This is a genomic window from Bacillus sp. cl95, assembly GCF_900115925.1.
GTDB lineage: Bacteria > Bacillota > Bacilli > Bacillales > Cytobacillaceae > Neobacillus_A.
On the sequence record NZ_FOYF01000001.1, the window covers coordinates 426,626 to 445,846 of the forward strand.

Here is a 19,221-nt window from a genome sequence, read left to right on the forward strand (position 1 = left end):
GCCTTCTCCTTTCGAAAAGTACTTATTTCACTTTCATATTAGGGCGTAGTTTTCTGATACTAATTGTCGCTGCCAAAATAAGAATGACAGAGTAGGAGATGACATACGACACCCACAATGGCATATCCACCCCGGTTTTTTGAGTAATTTCTCTGAAAATCTCTGGTTCCAAAAATCCAAACATGACAATAAACGGATTTAGCATTGCCATAAAGTATGGAAATGGATTCGATGAGGGTTGGACTCCATTTGACATTTGAGAGTATTCTAAGGAAATGAGGAACAAGAAAGCTGTCCCTCCAGCTAAGAACAATGCCGTCCCATAAGTCGTTACCATTGATACAATCGTTTTTCGGATTAAAGTTGAGAACAATATTCCCATACTTCCAAAGACAAAAGTCGTAAATATATAGAATCCGAGTGTCTTAAGCACTTGTCCTGGTGAAATACCACCGAACAAAAACACAATACTGTATAAAGGAAGACTAGCAAAAATCATCAGTAACAAATACGACACAGAAGAAACCAACTTACTCAAAATAATGCTCATGGAGCTCTGATTTGTCGTGAGGAGGATGTTCAAAGTTTGCCGTTCCCGTTCCCCACTGATGACACCGGCTGTAAGTCCAGGCGTTATGAATAGTATCAAGCCGAGTTGAAGGAAGGACATAAGGATAAACATCTCTCTACTTTGAGACGGACGAAAATATCCCATACTGGAGGATTGCATTTGGATAAAGATAAATCCTAAAATGACAATAGCCACAGCGAGCAAATAGAATAATAAGCCTAAAAAACCTTTAAATGAGCGAAATCTCAACTTAAATTCCTTATTTAAGACTGGATTGATCAACAAATTTCTCAAACTAATTCCACCCCCTTCGTAATTTCCATGAACACGTCTTCAAGATTCGTTTCCACATCAGAGAAGCTGATAATGGCAATATCTTGTGAAATGGCTCGTTTCAACATCATGAATTGTTCCTCATTGTTCCCTTTGTAGAGGAATTGCAAGGATACCCCATCTTCACGCCGTTGTAATTTAGAGATGTTGTAATCATCCTCAAAAAATTTAATAGCCTTCTCGATTTCTTTGTAAATCTTAGCGACTATCATTCTTTCTCCTTGAAGCTTTTGTTGAATCTCAGATACGGATCCTTCTGCTACGAGTTTTCCTTGATCGATAATCCCAATGACATCACACATTTCAGCTAACTCAGGAAGAATATGAGATGATATCATGATGGTCTTACCCATATTTTTTAATTCTTTTAATATCTCTCTCATTTCAACTCGAGCACGTGGATCCAAACCTGATGCAGGCTCATCAAGGATAAGCACTTCTGGGTCATGAATAAGCGAACGGGCAAGACAAAGTCTTTGTTTCATTCCTCTCGAAAGGACATCGACATACGAATCTCGCTTGTGAGAAAGATTCACGAGTTCGAGCAATTCAGGTATTAACTTGGCTCGTTCTGAAGCAGGAATTCCGTAACTTGCTCCATAAAAGTCCAAATATTCAACTGCCTTTAATTGATCGTAAACTCCAAAAAAGTCCGGCATATATCCAATTTGTCTTCTAACTGCTTTAGGATCTTTCGAGATATTAAATCCATTAATATAAGCCGTTCCAGAACTAGGCGCCAGCAACGTTGCCAAAATGGAAAAAGTGGTCGATTTTCCTGCTCCATTTTGTCCAACAAAACCAAAGACTGTACCCTTTTCGATATTTAGGTTTAGTCCTTCGAGGGCTGTAAATTTACCGTATCTTTTTGATAAGTCGATGATTTCTATCATGGTTTAACCTCCCCTTTTACCGTAATCGCAGGAAGGTATACGTGAGGATCTCCCTTTGCGGCTTTCAGCAATTTGATTTTTATTTCTCCTTCTTTGGAGACATACTTACCTAAATCTTCACCTGTAAATTGATAAGATTTCTTTGTTTCATCCAATGGAGTGTATGTTGAAGTACTGTAATCAAAAAGCGAGTAAGTAATATACTTCCCCTTGATAGAGATGGCAACTTCTGATAGTTTCACCTTATCATTCATAAATAAAGCTGGTACATGAGCAATCCACTCGTATTCTCCATCATCTATCATGGCTTCGTTTTTAGCCAAATTCATTTCTTCCATGATGCCACCCGTCAAAACTTCAAGCTGCATTTTCAAGACATCATTCTTCAAGATAAACGGTCCTTTTAGGTTTTCTTTGACCGTAACTGGCTGAAAAATCAAGAAAACGTTATTTTCCGACTTTTTTCTCTCTTTCAAGTTGATTTTTAAAACAGAGTCCTTTGTATAGCCATAAATGACAGGTATATTCTCAGAATGTTGATTGTTTGCCAGCAACTCTGAAACTCTGTTTTCAAGTCTTTCTTTTTTCATTTTCATCAGATCTTGTTGCGGAGATCCATAGTAATTATGATTAAGATAACCATCTGGTGAAGTTAGATAATCCATTCCAAGTGCTTTATCTACCTTTATCGTTTCACCTTTCTTAAGAGAACCAAGCTTCACTTTTTTGCTACCAGACCAAATATAAATTTCTTCAAAATCATACGGAAATTCATTCTTAATGCTTCCTGTCAGTTTTTTGTTTTCAAATTTCAAATCTGAAACAAATTCTCCGGCATCCGTTTTTGCTGCAGGACCAAATTGAGTTCTTGTCGACCAGTACTCCACACCTGGAAAAGTTACCATTTGACCATTCCTGTCTTCTTCTAGCACTGCATAATGTTGAGCTTCCATACTCGGTTGCATGGAGCCCGGTACACCATTAAATGCTCCATCACTAAAGGACATTTGATAATTCCCACCAGTATTGGAAAGAAGTGAAACGGCTTGAATTCCTTCAAGCTGTCCTCCTTCCGCCCTGAATACACCCATTTGGTTAATTTTCGCAGATGCGAGTCTGTCTCTTGCTCCAACACTAAATATTAATGTTGATGAGAAAAAGGCAATAACCGGGATTACCCACCAGGCATGTTCCCTCTTATCCCATTTTTTCAATACGAAATAAAGAATTGGAACCAGGATTAATAAATATATGATTAAGAATAATGCCAACTGTCCAAGGGAAAATTGTACAGACTTAAAGTACTCATTGGATTCTGCAAATTCGTAATATAAATTTTCAAAAGGATTTGGTGAACCATTAAACTGATTCATCTTCTTAGGATTATTGTCTAGCAAAGTAGCTTGAAACCAATCGCCATAACCTTTCCAAGCAGAGATCGGTTCGTCACCTAACGAAAAAGCCGTTTGCAAGATTTGTCCGGATCCAAATTCTTTTTGGACTACTACAGGCAAAGCATTTAATTTCCCTACAACTTTAGCATTTTTTACTAATGGTCCTGTAAACACAGGGACATTTTCAAAATCAGTTTTAACTTCGGGATTTGTCTTAAAGTATGCGGAGTTAAGGACCCCCTCACTTTTCATTTCCATCGGCAATACTTCATATAGGATTCCGTATGATTGAGAAGCATCAGGTGCAGCTCCTGCAATAAGAGTACCGCCTCTCACGATCCACTCTTTTATGGCTTCCTGTTGCTTATTGCTGAGTGTGGAAACGGAGAATTCATCCATTACGATATAATCAAGCATATCAAGCCCTGCTGCATTCTCAGGAACATCCGTTTCAGTCATTGTCAACACTTCAAATTGATTTCCCACAGATAGTGCTTTTAATTCCTTTAGTCTGTCAGGGTCCTCACTCAGAACGGCCACCGTATTTTTCATCATATCAATGAACTTAGGTTTAAGATTTTTTGGCCCCTTATAATCTACTTCCTCATCGTCTTGCCAATCTCCCTCATACAAATGAATGGATTGGAAATTTTGATTGTTATAAGGTTGATCTTCTGAATAACCTGGGATAGATACGCTGTATGTCTTTTTATCTCCTTTTGGCAACTCAATACGTACTGCCTTGCTCCCACTTGAGTTATAGGAAGGATAAAAATTAATCAACAAGTCACCTGAAAAGTCTTCTCCACTATTTTCGACTGTAATGGATAGCGGAAAACCTTGACCGCTCATAATCTTGCTGTCGATTCCTGTCTCAATGGACATCTTTATTCCACTCGATTTAGCTGCGGTTACTGGTTGAGCAATGAGTGAGATGAAAAGCAAGATGAAAAATAAGGCATACACATGTTTCTTTATCAACAAAATTCCCCCCTAATGATCTCTCTATATGTAATAGACGAGCAGAACAATAGAATCACTTCACTTATTTCAAAAAAATATCAAAAATATGTGTAAGTTGTTTCCATTTTTGTTTATAAGTGTATTTTTACACTTTCGTTTATGTTTTGCAACAACATTTTATTGAAAGAACAAAAGGCGCAAGCGCCCTGTTTAGCCCCGACACGCATAAGACGAATCACGCAGGAAATCCCGATTTCTGAAGTGATTTGGCTTATGACCGAGGTTGTTTCGGATTTTGGAAACAACCCCGAGGGGCTGGGCGCTGGAGCTGGATTATTAGAAAAACGTAGAAAGTTATCCATATTAATTTATTTTAAAATTTCCTAAACCACAAAAAAAACAGCAACGAATATCTCGCTACTGTTTTCAATGTTATTCTTCTCGGTCAATTTGCTCGGCAAATAATCCATACACATATTTTTCTGCATCGAATTCTTGAAGATCGTCCATTTTTTCTCCAAGTCCGACTAGTTTCACAGGGATTTTTAATTCATTTCTGATAGCAAGGACAATTCCGCCCTTTGCAGTCCCATCGAGTTTAGAAAGTACAATCCCGCTAACATCTGTCGCTTCCTTGAATGTCTTAGCCTGAATCAAGGCATTCTGTCCTGTCGTTGCATCCAGCACAAGTAATACTTCATGTGGTGCTCCTGGAACTTCACGTTCTATCACACGCTTGACCTTTTCAAGTTCTTTCATTAAATTCACTTTATTTTGCAATCGGCCTGCTGTGTCGCAAATCAAGATGTCAGCTTTTCTCGCTTTTGCTGCTTTTACCGCGTCATACATGACAGCTGCTGGGTCTGAGCCTTCCGCTTGCTTGATTACATCAACGCCTGCGCGATCTCCCCAAACTTCCAATTGCTCGATTGCACCTGCACGGAAAGTATCTCCTGCAGCCAATACAACCGTTTTGCCTTCACTTTTGAATTTATGTGCAAGTTTTCCGATTGTTGTCGTCTTCCCAACACCATTCACACCAACAAAGAGGATAACAGTTAGACCTTCATCCTGAATATTGATTGCTGGAGAGAAGTCTTCTTTACCTCTGTAAATATCAATAAGTTTTTCAGAAATAACACTTTGAACTTCTTGTGGATCTTGAATGTTACGGAGCTTCACTTCTTTTTTCAATTCATCGATCAGTTCCATCACCGTATCAAAGCCGACATCGGCACCAATTAATATTTCTTCTAATTCCTCAAAAAACTCTTCGTCGACTTTTCGGTAGCGCGACACTAGTTCATTCACTTTTCCAGAAAAGTTCTCACGTGTTTTCGTTAAGCCTTCTTTAAATTTTTCAGTAACACTATCGGTTTGTTTCGTAATCTTTTCTTTTAATTTCTTAAAAAAACTCATGCTATCGCTCCTCAGTTATGATTGAACAAGTTCCTTCGAATTCTCCAGGCGTACGGAAACGAGTTTTGACACACCGGATTCTTGCATCGTAACTCCGTATAAAACATCTGCTTCTTCCATAGTCCCTTTTCGGTGTGTAATAACAATGAATTGCGTTTCCTTGCTGTACTTTTTCAAGTATTGGCTATATCGCTGCACATTTGCTTCATCCAGTGCTGCCTCTACTTCATCAAGAATACAGAATGGAACAGGACGAACTTTCAAGATAGAGAATAGGAGGGCAATAGCTGTTAGTGCTCTTTCTCCTCCTGATAATAACGCCAAGTTCTGCAACTTCTTTCCAGGTGGCTGTGCAACAATTTCTACACCTGTATTCAGCATATCTTCAGGATTCGTCAATTTAAGGTCTGCGCGCCCACCACCGAACAATGCTTGAAAGACCGGTTCAAAATGAGATTTAATCGCCTTAAAAGTCTCCTCGAATCTTCTTTTCATTTCTATGTCCATTTCATCAATGACCTGGAATAAAGTATCTTTTGCTTCCTGCAAATCAGTCTTTTGTTCAATTAAAAACTCGTAACGGTCTGAAACTCTATCATATTCTTCTATCGCTCCAAGATTCACATTCCCAAGTTCTTCGATCGCCCGTTTAATCAATCTAACTTTTTTGCGTGCTTCTTCAGCTGGAATCATCAGAGGATATTTTTCTTTCGCTCCCTCGAATGAAAGCAAGTACTCTTCTCTAAGATGGTTCAAGCGATTTTCCAATTCAACATCCAGACGATTGATTTTCACTTCTTCATCCTTCAGAACTTCTACCAAGCCTTTATGCTGACGTCTTAACTCTTTGGTGTCTAACTCGGCATCTTCTAATTTCGCATGAAGTTGAAGTCTTTCTTCTCGTCTCGAGGAAATGAGTTTTAAAGTATCTGCCTTATCTTGTTGTTTTTGAAGTGCGGCACTTTCTAGCTGTTCTTCCCCAGAAGAACTATCCGACATTTCTGATGAAAGAAGATAAAGATCGTCTTTATATAAGGTCAATTTATCAGAACTCTCTTTAAGATCCGCAATAATCGTTCTGAATTTTTCTTCTGCATTTAAGAATTGTTCATTCTTGGATGCAAATTCCACTTTCAATTCCCCGATTTCAGATAGAATAACTTCCTTTGAAGTAGAATTATTATTCTTTTGTTCCGTAAGAACTGAAATTTGTTCATCCATAGAGGAAATCTTATCAGCAATTTGGTCTAATAATTTTACAAGTTCAAGTTTTCTATTTGCAAACTTTTTTTGTTCGTCACTAAACTGATCTTTTTCTAGATCATAAATAGCGAGTCGTTCGTTAATATTCTTTTCCTCTAGCTCTGCCGCACGTAGTTCACCTTTTAAAGCTTGTTCATTTAAGCGGAGTTCTTCTCCGTTCTTACGCATCGTTTCAAGTTCAACCTCTTGCTTCTGAATGTCTTCCTTGAGCTGCTTAACAAACATTTCGAGTTGGACAGTCTTCTCCTCCATTTGAATGAGCTTTGCTTTAATATCATCCAATTCACTTTTACGGGTTAAAAGTGAGGAAGTTTTTTGCTTTAGAGCTCCTCCGGTCATGGAACCGCCCGGATTTACAACATCCCCATCAAGCGTTACAAAACGGCTACGATATTGAAGAAGCTTAGCCAATTCGTTAGCACCTTTTAGATCCTTGGTGATGATGACATTTCCGAGAAGGCTGTGAACAATTTCAGAATACTTGTTATCAAAGTTTACAAGGGATGCTGCACTGCCAACGAAGGCTGGGTGCCCTTGGATCATACTCATTTGAGAGGATGATAACGCCTTTCCCTTAATGACACTTAACGGAAGGAAAGTTGCACGCCCATAACCATTTTGTTTTAAATATTGGATCGCCGTTCTCCCATGCTGTTCTGACTCCACGACTACGTGCTGCAAAGCACCTCCAAGCGCTGTTTCAACGGCTACTTCATATTCTTTTGGCACATTGATAAGTTCTGCAACTGCCCCTTCGATCCCCTGTAACTTACCATCTCTTGCCTTAAGTACTTCTTTTACACCTTGGAAAAAACCTGAATAATCCTCTTCCATTTCTTCGAGCATTTCTTTTCGGGACTTTGACTGTTGTAAGAACTGGTATGCTTGGTATAGTGTTTTTTCTTGCTTTTGATAACTATTCTTTAAGTTTTCAAGCGCTCTTTGATTCTCGCGGAATGTGTGTACTTGCTTATCGATTTCAGCTTGAATCTTTAAAATCCTAGCTTCAACATCTGCTTTCTTTTCAGAAGAGCGTTGTCGATCGTCAATATACCTTACATTTTCTTCATCGAGTCTTGAAGATTTTCTCGACTGCTGTTCCATTTGTTGCTCAATGAACTTAAGCTCATTCTTCGCTCCGGCTTGTTCATTTAAAACATCAATGTATTCGCTTTTTAAAGTCTCGATTTTCTCCTCAATGTTCTCAGAGAATAAAAGCAATTTACTTTGTTTTTCTTTAAGGCTAGCTTGTAGTTGTTTGGCTTGGTCACGAAGGACAGTCACTGCTTCCTCTTGCTCGAGTTGCATTTTTTGCAATCTCTCCGTTTTAACAGTGAGTTCTTCGATATTTTGTTCTAACTGCGCTTTATTTTGTGAAGCATTTTTCTTTCTTTCCTTCAGTACTTCTTTTCTGCCTTCAAGCTTTTCAAGCTCTTCACTAGCATAAAGGAGCACATTTTGAAGCTCACTGATGGACTCATCTAAGGCAGCCAAATGATCTCGAGCTTCCTCGATATTGGCTTCCTTCTTTTGTAAATGGGCGGACAATGCCAACTCATCATTTTGATGTTTTTCAAGTTGGGCAGATAGCTGCTCCCACTTTCCGTGAAGTTCTTCAATCTCGAAAACCGTCAAAGCGACTTCGATTTTTTCAAGCTCTTCTTTCTTCTCTAAGAAATCCTTAGCGATAGAAGCTTGAATCTGCAAAGGTTCCACTTGTCCTTCAAGTTCATGCAGGATATCACTTACACGGTTAAGGTTATCTTGTGCTTCCGTTAATTTCACTTCAGCTTTTTTCTTCCTATTTTTGTACTTCAACACTCCAGCAGCTTCTTCAAAAATCGTACGACGTTCTTCCGCCTTACTATTTAGGATTTCTTCGACTTTCCCTTGGCTAATTATGCTAAAAGCTTCTCGTCCCAATCCAGAATCCATGAATAAATCTATGATGTCCTTAAGTCTGCATGGTTGTTTATTTATCAGAAATTCACTATCTCCTGAGCGGAAAACACGTCTAGTGACACTTACCTCATTGTAATCAATTGCAAGTCCCTGATCCTCATTATCGAGTGTCAAAGTTACTTCAGCAAAATTTTGGGCACGTCTCGAGTCACTTCCTGCAAATATGATGTCTTCCATCTTGGAACCACGCAATGATTTGGCTGATTGCTCCCCTAATACCCAGCGAATCGCATCAATGACGTTACTCTTCCCGCTCCCATTCGGTCCGACAACTGCCGTTACCCCCTGAACAAAATCGATACCAATCCGCTCAGCAAAGGATTTAAAGCCAACGACATCCAACCGTTTTAAATACATTGTAATTTCCTCCTAGCTGCCTGGTGAAATGATGAATGATGCCAGATTGGTTCTATTTCGTAGCAGATTTTAATTTCGTCAATGCCATTTGGGCAGCGTGTTGTTCTGCTTCTTTTTTTGATTTTCCTGTACCCACTCCAAGTTCCTCACCGTTTAAAGAAACTTTGGAAACAAATTCTCGGTTATGGGCAGGTCCTTTTTCGAGCAAAACCTTATACTCAATTGCACCCGAGCCGTCTCTTTGCACTAACTCCTGAAGCTGACTCTTAAAATCCATCACATGAGAAAAAGCACCGGCATTAATTTTAGGGAAAACGACCATATCCAGGAATGAAGTAACTACTTCGATTCCCTTATCTAAATAAAGTGCCCCTATAAAAGCCTCGAAGACATCCGCAAGCAATGCAGGTCTTTCACGTCCACCTGTCATTTCTTCCCCTTTACCAAGAAGAATTACTTTGCCAAATGACAGTTCATTAGCAAAACCTACTAGCGAAGGTTCACACACGATAGCTGCCCTAAGCTTTGTTAATTCTCCTTCACTCATATGGGGAAACTTCTTGAATAGGAACTGCGAAACAGTTAACTCCAGTACCGCGTCACCTAAAAATTCAAGTCTTTCGTTGTCTTCATACGGCTTTCTGCGATGCTCATTCACATAAGATGAATGGGTAAATGCTTGTTTTAATAATCTTTCATTGTCAAATTGAATTCCGATCATCTTTTGAAAATCACTAAAAAGATTTTCTTTAGCGCGAATGTTGTAGACATCTCTTTCTTTTCCGTTTTTGCGCATAAAGTCTCCACCTTGCTATTTATTTACACACATTGCTATTGATGAAAATACAGAAGAAAGCCCCGTTCAGAACGGAGCTTTACAGGAATCCAACGATTACATTTTGCTATTTATGTAATTAACAGCGTCACCTACTGTGCCAATTTTCTCAGCATCATCGTCAGAGATTTCCATATCGAACTCATCTTCTAATTCCATTACTAATTCTACTACATCCAGGGAATCAGCACCAAGATCTTCTTTAAAAGAAGCTTCAAGTGAAACTTGAGATTCTTCAACACCTAAACGATCAACAATGATCTTTGTTACGCGCTCTAATACTTCTGCCATGCTTGTCACCTCCCCTCAAGATATTATAGTGTATTTCATCAAAATAATAAATGAATAGCAAGTATTTTCAAAAGAAAAATTACATGACCATGCCGCCATCGACATGAAGTGTCTGACCAGTCATGTATGAACTGTCATCAGAAGCAAGGAAAATTGTCAAATTAGCAATGTCCTTCGGCTCACCGAAACGGGCTAACGGAATTTGCTTCAACATTTCTGTCTTCACTTCTTCCGAAAGTTTATCAGTCATATCCGTCGTGATGAAACCTGGGGCGATAGCATTCACCGTAATATTGCGTGAAGCAAGTTCTTTAGCGGCAGTCTTGGTAAATCCGATTACTCCAGCTTTGGCAGCAACATAATTTGCTTGACCAGGATTTCCGCTAACACCTACGATAGATGCGATGTTGATAATACGTCCTTGACGCTGCTTCATCATTTGGCGAGTAACAGCTTTCGTACAAAGGAAAACACCTTTAAGATTAATGTTGATGACATCGTCCCATTCTTCTTCTTTCATTCTCATCAACAAATTGTCTTTTGTTACTCCTGCATTGTTGACAAGTACATCTAGCTTCCCAAAACGATCGATTGTTTCTTTTACCATTGCTCCAACGGATTCAGCATTTGAAACATCACATCGAACAGCAAATGCATCGCGGCCCATTGCTTTTATTTCATCAACCGTTTCATTTGCTTTTGCTTCACTTCCAGAATAGTTGACAGCAACATTTGCACCTTGGCGTGCCATTTCAAGTGCGATCTCGCGACCAATTCCTCTAGATGCGCCAGTAACTAGTACCGCTTTACCTTCAAGTCTCATTATTTCTCCCCCTTTAATGCTTGCATTACGGCATTATAGCTTTCTTCATCAGAAACTGAGTATGTGTTAACCGAACGGTCAATTTTTTTAACCAATCCTGATAAAACTTTACCAGCACCAATTTCAATAAATGTATCAACTCCGTCTGCAACCATGCGTGCAACACAATCTTCCCAAAGCACTGGGGAATACAATTGAGCTATTAGGTTGTCTTTTATGACATCCGGGGAAGACATTGGTTGTGCATTTACATTAGCGATGACCGGAATAGTGGCTTCTTGTATATTAATTCCATCAAGAACATCCTGTAATTTCTCTGCTGCAGGCTTCATGAGAGAAGAATGGAATGGACCGCTCACTTCTAAAGGAATTGCTCTTTTTGCACCGGCTTCTTTCACTCTTTCTGATGCCATTTCAACACCTTTACGGCTTCCAGAAATGACAATTTGCCCTGGGCAATTCATATTAGCAAGCTGAACTGGATAACCATCTGCAGTAAGGTTAGCTGTTAAATCCTCAAGTGCTTGACGATCTCCACCTAAAACAGCTGCCATTGTTCCTTCACCGTTCGGTACAGCTTCCTCCATAAATTCCCCTCTTTTTCGGACAGCATACACACCATCCTCAAAAGATATCGCACCCGAAGCAACAAGAGCTGTATACTCTCCCAAACTATGTCCTGCCAAATAATCAGCTTGGATTCCTGAATTCTTAAAAAGTTCGAGAATGGCAATGCTTGTTGTTAAAAGTGCAGGTTGTGCATTTTTTGTAAGTGTTAATTCTTCTTGAGGACCTTCAAATATAAGTTTTGTAAGTTCGTCTTTTAATTTTAGATCCGCTTTTTGAAAGATTTCATTCACAACCGAATGTGTCTCAGCTAAAGACTTCCCCATACCAACTGTTTGGGACCCTTGGCCTGGAAACAAAAATGCGATTTTCCCCATTTTTACACCTCTTATTTAGATTGTGTTACTTCAACCTTCGTTTCTTCAATCGTCGTTTTGATCAAACCAGATACATCATTCCCAACCATCTCTCGCGCTTGTCTGATCGCACTATATATTGCTTGGGCGTTTGATGATCCATGCGCCTTAATGACAGGAGCTTTTAAGCCAAACAAACCAGCCCCGCCATATTCTGAGTAATCCATTTTGGATTTCAATTGAACAAGATCAGGCTTTAAAATGGCAGCTGCCACCTTGCTTTTTAAACTGCTAGTTAAAGCACCTTTAAGCATTTTAAAAACAGATAGCGCTGTTCCTTCCACTGTCTTTAAGACCATATTGCCCGTGAATCCATCTGTCACGACAACATCAGCAACGCCATCGAGTAAATCACGTGCTTCGACATTGCCAACAAAATTCAAGTTAGCTTGTTTAATAAGGTCAAATGCCTGTTTTGTTAACTCATTTCCCTTTTTCTCTTCCGTACCAATATTTAAGAGGCCAACACGTGGATTCGTTACCCCGCGCACCTTTTCACAATAAATGGATCCCATAATTGCATATTGCAATAAATGTTCAGGCTTTGCATCAACATTGGCACCTACGTCTAATAACAAAAATCCTTCTCCGCCTATTGTAGGAAGAGTTGGTGATAATGCAGGTCTGTCGATTCCTTCAATCCTTCCAACTACAAACAGCCCTGCGGCCATTAATGCTCCTGTATTTCCGGCTGATATACATGCATCCGCCAAGCCATCAGTAACGAGTTGTGCAGCAAGTACCATTGAGGCGTTCTTTTTTCGTCTTACAGCGCGAACAGGCTCGTCCGTCCCCAGAATGACTTCATCAGTATGATGAACTGTAATTCTTTCATCGTGATTCAAGTATTCTTTAATTTTTTTTTCATCCCCTACAAGGGTAATATGTACATCTGGAAACGCGGCAACAGCCTTCATGGCACCTAGGACGATTTCCTTCGGAGCATGATCGCCTCCCATAGCGTCTATAGCCAATCTCATGATCGCTCTCATCCTTTGAATTAATTTTTGGAACGGTACATTTCAAATTCGCCCGAAAATACCAATTCACTATTTACATAGGAGTTCACTTCTACGAAAGTTCTAGCCAGTTCCACGTCGATTTTCACGACCTTTGCTTTCGCAATAACACGTTCATCCTGTTTTACTAATCGCTTAAACTGTATATTCGCTTTTGCCGTTAATGCCAATTCATCATTAATAACCGCAACGGCAAGTGAATTTGCCTGAGCAAAAACGTGATGCCCTCTGGCAATCTTGTTTCTTTTAAAAACGTGCTCTTCCTTCACATCAAAGATCGAAATCGCACTATCATCAAGTTCTATATCTATTATTTCACCAATGATTTCATCAATGGGCAATGATCTGACTTCATCATCAAATTTCTTTTCAGCCACACTCTTTATCCGCTCACGCAACTCAGGAATCGAGAGCTCAAGACGGTCCAGCCTGATCGTTTGGACGCTGACCGAAAATTTCTCTGATAACTCTTCATCAGTAATGAATGGATTTTCTTTTATTGTAGTAATTAATAATTGCTGTCTATCACGTTTATTACGTTTCATGTTCAACACCGTCCACGATCTTATGACTAGGTACTAATAGTAGTATAAAATTTAAAAAAGCAGATTGCAAGAAATAGTTTCATTTGCTGCAACCCGCTTTTTCCCAAGAAAGAAAAGTATGGAATTGTTAGAAAGTACCGACTAATCCAACTTTTCACCACTCAACACACCTGACAAAGCAAGGCTGTTTCGAAGTGCTTTATATTCAGGGGATTCCCAGAAAGCTATCGACTCAATCAGTATACTTGCATCATTTCTAGCCGTTTCCAAAGCCCGATAATCATGAACCATATCGGCAACTTTGAATTCAGGCATTCCACTCTGTTTTCTTCCGAAAAAGTCACCAGGACCCCTAAGTTCAAGATCTTTCTCACTGACTACGAAACCGTCATTTGTTTCACTCATGATTCTCATTCTTTCTTTGCCGACTTCTGTTTTCGGATCCGCAAGCAAGATGCAATAGGATTGTTCACTGCCCCTGCCGACACGACCGCGTAGCTGGTGAAGCTGAGATAACCCAAATCTTTCAGCATCGTAGATTACCATCATCGTCGCATTCGGAACGTTAACCCCTACCTCAACGACTGTTGTAGAAACAAGGACTTGAACGTCGTTAACACTAAAACTTCTCATAACGTCTTCCTTTTCATCAGAAGTAAGCCTTCCGTGCATGAGGCCGACCTTATAACGGTTTTGGAAATACTGTGTGAGCACACTGTGTACGTCTATTGCGTTTTGCACATCCAGCTTTTCAGACTCTTCAATCAGAGGACAGATTACGTAAGCTTGGCGTCCTTTTGTGAGTTCTTTTTCCATAAAGGACAAAACACGTTCGAGCATTTCCTGTTTAGCCCAGTAAGTTTCAATGGTTTTTCTTCCTGCCGGCATCTCATCAATAATGGATACATCCATTTCACCAAAGACAGTAATGGCAAGTGTGCGTGGGATCGGAGTAGCTGTCATGAATAGGACATCGGGATTTTCCCCTTTTTCACGAAGTATCTTCCTTTGCCCAACACCAAATCGATGTTGCTCATCGGTAATAACAAGTCCCAATTTCTTAAAGACAACCTCGTCTTGAATCAAGGCATGGGTTCCAATGAGTACGTCGATTTCTCCATTTGCAAGGTCGAAAAGAATGGCTTTTCGCGTTTTCCCTTTGACAGAGCTCGTCAACAGTTCACAACGTACTTCAAAGGGCTCTAGGAGCTGCTTTAATGATGCTGCATGCTGCTCAGCGAGAATTTCTGTTGGAACCATCAATGCACCTTGATAACCACCGAGAATCGAAGCATATAAGCTGATGGCAGCGACGACTGTTTTTCCAGAGCCTACGTCTCCCTGTAAAAGACGATTCATTCTGAATGGGGAAATCATATCTTTCAGAATCTCGTCCACTACCCTACTCTGAGCATTGGTTAAAGGAAAGGGAAGACTACCAATGAAATGTTCTAGTTTTTCTTGACTGAAGTCATGCTTTATTCCAGGCGATTGTTCACGTTCAAATTTACGTAGGGCTTGCATCCTCAACTGAAATTGCAAAAACTCTTCGTAAACAAACCTTCGGCGCGCTTGTTTAACATCTTCTTGATTCGCAGGAAAATGCATGGTTTCCATTGCGTCTTTGCGGTTCATCAACTTATATTTCGCAAGAAGTGAAGCTGGAAGGGTTTCATCAATGAACTCTCCAAATTGATTGAAAGCGCCGAGAATATATTTCCGAATCGCCTTCATTGTGAGGTTGCCCCTTAGATGATAGACAGGTTCAAACTCTTTTTCTTGTGCAGCAGGACCCACTTTCATTTCATTGGCCGTAATCAACTGACGATGTTGATCCCATTTCCCAGTCACCGTGATTGTTTCGTTTATAGCTAATTTTGATTTTATATAAGGCTGGTTAAAAAAGGTAACCTGAATAAGATAACGATCTACGAGGAGTCTGACAGTTAATCGTGAACGTTTCTTACCAAAAAAGACAAGAGAAGGCTCACTATGAACCTTCCCCTCCACCGTCACCTTTTCATCATGTTTTACTTCAGCTAAATCGCGAAGTCGATAGTCTTCGTATCGATATGGGAAGTACTCAAGCAAGTCTGCAATGGTTAAAATATTCGATTCAGCCAGTACTTCGGCTGACTCTTTACCAATACCTTTTATTGCAATTACTGACTCATTTAAATTAGGATTCACGTTTCTGAAGCGGAATACCGAAAATCTTGGCTTCTAGTTCACGCCCAGTCGGTGTTGCCGCCAACCCTCCTTGTGCAGTTTCTTTTAGCGCTGTAGGCATCGATAGACCTATCTTATACATCGCTTCAATTACTTCATCACAAGGAATACGGCTAGTAATACCTGCAAGAGCCATATCTGCGGCAACCATTGCATTGGCAGCGCCCATCGCATTTCTCTTTACACAAGGAACTTCCACAAGTCCTGCTACTGGATCACAGACGAGTCCAAGCATATTCTTAAGGGTGATTGCCATCGCCTCCGCACATTGTTCAGGTGTGCCCCCAGCCATTTCCACAATTGCTGCTGCTGCCATACCAGCCGCTGAACCTACTTCAGCTTGACAACCTCCTGCAGCTCCAGAAATGGAAGCATTATTAGCAACAACAAAACCGAATGCTCCTGCTGTAAACAAGAAGGCAATTTTCTCTTCCCTTGTAGGATTTAGCTTGCTTTGAACAGCAAACAAAGTCCCTGGAACAACCCCAGCCGAACCTGCAGTCGGAGTTGCACAAATTGTCCCCATTGCGGCATTTACTTCATTTGTCGCTACGGCTTTAGAAACCGCATCCAAGATTGTTTCCCCTGATAGAAACTTCCCTTTTTCAATATATTTCTGTAAAAGAACAGCATCTCCGCCCGTTAAGCCAGAATGAGACTTAACTCCTTTTAAACCACGTTCGACTGCCTGTTCCATAATCTCAAGATTCTTTTCCATCAGTGAAAGAACTTCTTCTTTAGATCTACCTGTAACGGCCATTTCCTGTTCGATCATCAATGTAGATATTTTCTTATTCTGGCTATTCGCCAATTCCACTAATTCAGCAACATTGCGAAACACTTTCTTCCCCCCTTAAAATGTCCTTAATCAACAATTTTGGTTACTTTTAAAATGTGAGGCAGTTTTTCAATTTCATGTAATACTTTATCGTCAATATTTGTATCCACTTCAATGGTCATCAAGGCAAGTTTTCCTTTTTCTTTTCGGGAAACTTCCATGTGACCGATGTTAAGTTCATGTTTGGCCAGAATGTTGGATACACCCGCAATCGCACCAAAGCGGTCATTATGGACAACAAGTATAGCCGGATGGTGTCCTGAAAGCTTTAATTCGAAACCATTCAATTCAGTTATTTCAATCTTGCCACCGCCAATAGAAATACCAACAAGCTCTAGTTCACCTTGGTCATCACCGATTTGTACCCTTGCTGTATTGGGATGATCTGTCAAAGCTTCTTCCTCAATAAATCGAATCTTGATACTTTTGCTTTTGGCAATGTCTATCGACTCAATAATGCGCTCGTCAAAAGTATCGAAGTCCAGAATTCCGCCGATAATAGCCACGTCGGTGCCATGCCCTTTATAAGTCTTAGCAAATGAACCATATAAGGAGATATTCACCCATTTCGGTTCTCGTCCAAATAAACTTCTAGCCACCCGACCAATCCTTGCAGCTCCAGCTGTATGAGAACTGGATGGGCCAATCATGATAGGTCCGATAATATCAAATACACTTTTATATTTCACAGCTTTCTCCCCCTAACGGAAATCAACTCTGCTTTCAAGAATAGCACAAGCACCTTAGTATGTGCTTGAGCCAGTCATTCGAAAAAAAATAGAAGGGTTATCCCCCTTCTATTTTATATGACGATTATTCAATTGCAAAGATAAATGAATAAAGTGGCTGTTTTCCATTATGCACTTCGATTTCGACATCTTCGAATTTCTCTTCAACAAATTCAACTAGACTGTCAACTTCTTCGGCACTTACGCCTTCACCTTGAAGAATAGTTAAGATTTCAGAGTCTTCATCAAGCATCGTTGCAAGCAACTCTTGTGCTGCTGTTAATTTATCGGAATTTTTAAGGACGATCTTTCCGTCAGCAATTCCCATGAAATCATCTTTAGCAATTTCAATACCATCGATGCTTGTATCGCGAACGGCATATGTGATTTGACCCGTCTTCACGTTTTGCAATGCCTCAGTCATTACTTCAGTGTTAGCTTCGATGTCTGCTCCCGGATTAAAAGCAAGTAATGCTGTTAATCCTTGTGGAACAGTTTTCGAAGGGATTACTACCGCATTTTCACCAATCACTTGAGCAGCCTGTTGGGCAGCCATAATGATATTTTTATTATTTGGAAGGATAAAAACCTTCTTTGCGTTTACATTTTCTACAGCTTTAACGATATCTTCCGTACTTGGATTCATTGTTTGTCCGCCTTCGATTACCTCATGGGCACCAATGCTGCGGAACAAATCTGCAATTCCTGAACCCATTGATACAGTTACGATACCGTACTCCTGCATTTCCTTCTTCTTTTCAGGCATTCCTGAAACTAAAGGAGTTTGAGTTTCACCCACGATATTTGTATGTTGCTGACGCATGTTTTCAATCTTAAGATTGATTAAACTACCATATCCTTGAGCATAATTCAAAACATTTCCAGGATGCTCTGCATGGATATGTACTTTAACTACATCTTCATCAGCAATTACTAGTAGGGAATCACCATGTTTGCTTAAGTCTTGGCGGAAAGTCTCTTCTTTAAAAGGCTTACCTGCAAGCTTTTCGTTTTCGAACTTCACCATGAATTCGGTGCAATACCCAAATTCGATATCTTCTGTGTTCATATGGCTTTGAACACTCTTATGATGTTCAGCGCTCACCAATTCATCCATTCGTGGCATTACAGAAGGAGAATCAGGAAGTTTTTCACCTTTTAATTCTGCTAAGAAACCTTCATAAACGAAGACAAGGCCTTGACCACCGCTATCTACGACTCCAACTTCTTTAAGCACTGGAAGAAGATCAGGAGTGCGTTTCAAAGATGCATTAGCTTCCTTTAAAACCTCTTCCATTACATAAATAATGTCATCACTTTTAGCAGCTGCCAGAACGCCTTTTTTCGCGGAATCCTTTGCAACTGTCAAGATTGTTCCTTCAACAGGCTTCATTACAGCCTTATAAGCTGTTTCCACTCCGAAGTCTAATGCCGCAGCAAAATCCTTTGCAGAAATCTCAGCCTTTGTTTCAATTGTTTTTGAGAATCCACGGAACAATTGGGATAAGATAACCCCTGAGTTTCCGCGCGCTCCCATTAACAAACCTTTGGAAAGAGCCGCACCTACTTTACCGATATGATCTTGAACATTATTTTTGACTTCCTTTGCTCCGGACGTCATCGATAAATTCATATTGGTGCCGGTATCTCCATCAGGTACAGGAAAAACGTTTAACGCATCCACATAATTTGCATTGGCTGCCAAATGATTCGCACCCTGAATGACCATTTCTGCGAAGCGTTTTCCGTTTATTGCTTTAATTGACACAAATCTT

General features: G+C 40.0%; 15 protein-coding genes. All 15 read right to left on the reverse strand.

Annotated elements, in window-relative coordinates:
* Positions 1-22: 22 nt before the first annotated feature.
* Positions 23-865, reverse strand: a complete 843-nt coding sequence (locus BMZ31_RS02145) for an ABC transporter permease (protein ID WP_090830077.1) — start codon at positions 863-865, stop codon at positions 23-25.
* Positions 862-1,797, reverse strand: coding sequence for an ABC transporter ATP-binding protein (locus tag BMZ31_RS02150; protein ID WP_090830078.1), 936 nt, complete (start codon positions 1,795-1,797; stop codon positions 862-864). Before BMZ31_RS02150 ends, BMZ31_RS02145 begins: the two co-directional genes overlap by 4 nt.
* Positions 1,794-4,172: a hypothetical protein gene (locus BMZ31_RS02155; protein WP_090830079.1), complete on the reverse strand. Its 2,379-nt coding sequence runs from the start codon at positions 4,170-4,172 to the stop codon at positions 1,794-1,796. The genes BMZ31_RS02150 and BMZ31_RS02155 overlap by 4 nt, the downstream gene beginning before the upstream one ends.
* Positions 4,173-4,586: 414 nt before the next feature.
* Positions 4,587-5,573 carry a signal recognition particle-docking protein FtsY gene (gene ftsY, locus BMZ31_RS02160; protein ID WP_090830080.1) on the reverse strand — a complete coding sequence of 329 codons (987 nt, stop codon included), beginning with the start codon at positions 5,571-5,573 and terminating at the stop codon, positions 4,587-4,589.
* A 15-nt stretch (positions 5,574-5,588) separates the two neighbouring features.
* Positions 5,589-9,155 carry a chromosome segregation protein SMC gene (gene smc, locus BMZ31_RS02165; protein WP_090830081.1) on the reverse strand — a complete coding sequence of 1,189 codons (3,567 nt, stop codon included), beginning with the start codon at positions 9,153-9,155 and terminating at the stop codon, positions 5,589-5,591.
* Between the two features lie 52 nt (positions 9,156-9,207).
* Complete coding sequence (rnc, locus tag BMZ31_RS02170) at positions 9,208-9,951, reverse strand: ribonuclease III (protein WP_090830082.1); 744 nt, start codon at positions 9,949-9,951, stop codon at positions 9,208-9,210.
* A gap of 96 nt (positions 9,952-10,047) precedes the next feature.
* The gene (gene acpP, locus BMZ31_RS02175) at positions 10,048-10,281 is read right to left on the reverse strand and encodes an acyl carrier protein (protein ID WP_090830083.1); all 234 of its coding nucleotides are present in this window, start codon (positions 10,279-10,281) and stop codon (positions 10,048-10,050) included.
* Positions 10,282-10,360: 79 nt separating this feature from the next.
* Positions 10,361-11,104, reverse strand: coding sequence for a 3-oxoacyl-[acyl-carrier-protein] reductase (gene fabG, locus BMZ31_RS02180; RefSeq protein WP_090830084.1), 744 nt, complete (start codon positions 11,102-11,104; stop codon positions 10,361-10,363).
* A complete protein-coding gene (gene fabD / locus BMZ31_RS02185; RefSeq protein WP_090830085.1) occupies positions 11,104-12,048 on the reverse strand; it encodes an ACP S-malonyltransferase in 945 nt (314 codons plus the stop codon). The genes fabG and fabD overlap by 1 nt, the downstream gene beginning before the upstream one ends.
* 11 nt (positions 12,049-12,059) lie before the next feature.
* Positions 12,060-13,067 carry a phosphate acyltransferase PlsX gene (plsX, locus tag BMZ31_RS02190; protein WP_090830086.1) on the reverse strand — a complete coding sequence of 336 codons (1,008 nt, stop codon included), beginning with the start codon at positions 13,065-13,067 and terminating at the stop codon, positions 12,060-12,062.
* A 20-nt stretch (positions 13,068-13,087) separates the two neighbouring features.
* Complete coding sequence (fapR, locus tag BMZ31_RS02195; RefSeq protein ID WP_090830087.1) at positions 13,088-13,651, reverse strand: transcription factor FapR; 564 nt, start codon at positions 13,649-13,651, stop codon at positions 13,088-13,090.
* 141 nt (positions 13,652-13,792) lie between these two features.
* Positions 13,793-15,841 (reverse strand): ATP-dependent DNA helicase RecG, encoded by a 2,049-nt coding sequence (gene recG, locus BMZ31_RS02200; protein ID WP_090830088.1) that lies wholly within the window; start codon positions 15,839-15,841, stop codon positions 13,793-13,795.
* Positions 15,831-16,721 carry an L-serine ammonia-lyase, iron-sulfur-dependent, subunit alpha gene (gene sdaAA / locus BMZ31_RS02205; protein WP_090830089.1) on the reverse strand — a complete coding sequence of 297 codons (891 nt, stop codon included), beginning with the start codon at positions 16,719-16,721 and terminating at the stop codon, positions 15,831-15,833. The genes recG and sdaAA overlap by 11 nt, the downstream gene beginning before the upstream one ends.
* Positions 16,722-16,744: 23 nt before the next feature.
* Positions 16,745-17,407, reverse strand: coding sequence for an L-serine ammonia-lyase, iron-sulfur-dependent subunit beta (sdaAB, locus tag BMZ31_RS02210; RefSeq protein ID WP_090830090.1), 663 nt, complete (start codon positions 17,405-17,407; stop codon positions 16,745-16,747).
* Positions 17,408-17,531: 124 nt separating this feature from the next.
* Complete coding sequence (locus BMZ31_RS02215) at positions 17,532-19,214, reverse strand: DAK2 domain-containing protein (RefSeq protein ID WP_090830091.1); 1,683 nt, start codon at positions 19,212-19,214, stop codon at positions 17,532-17,534.
* Between the last annotated feature and the right edge of the window lie 7 nt (positions 19,215-19,221).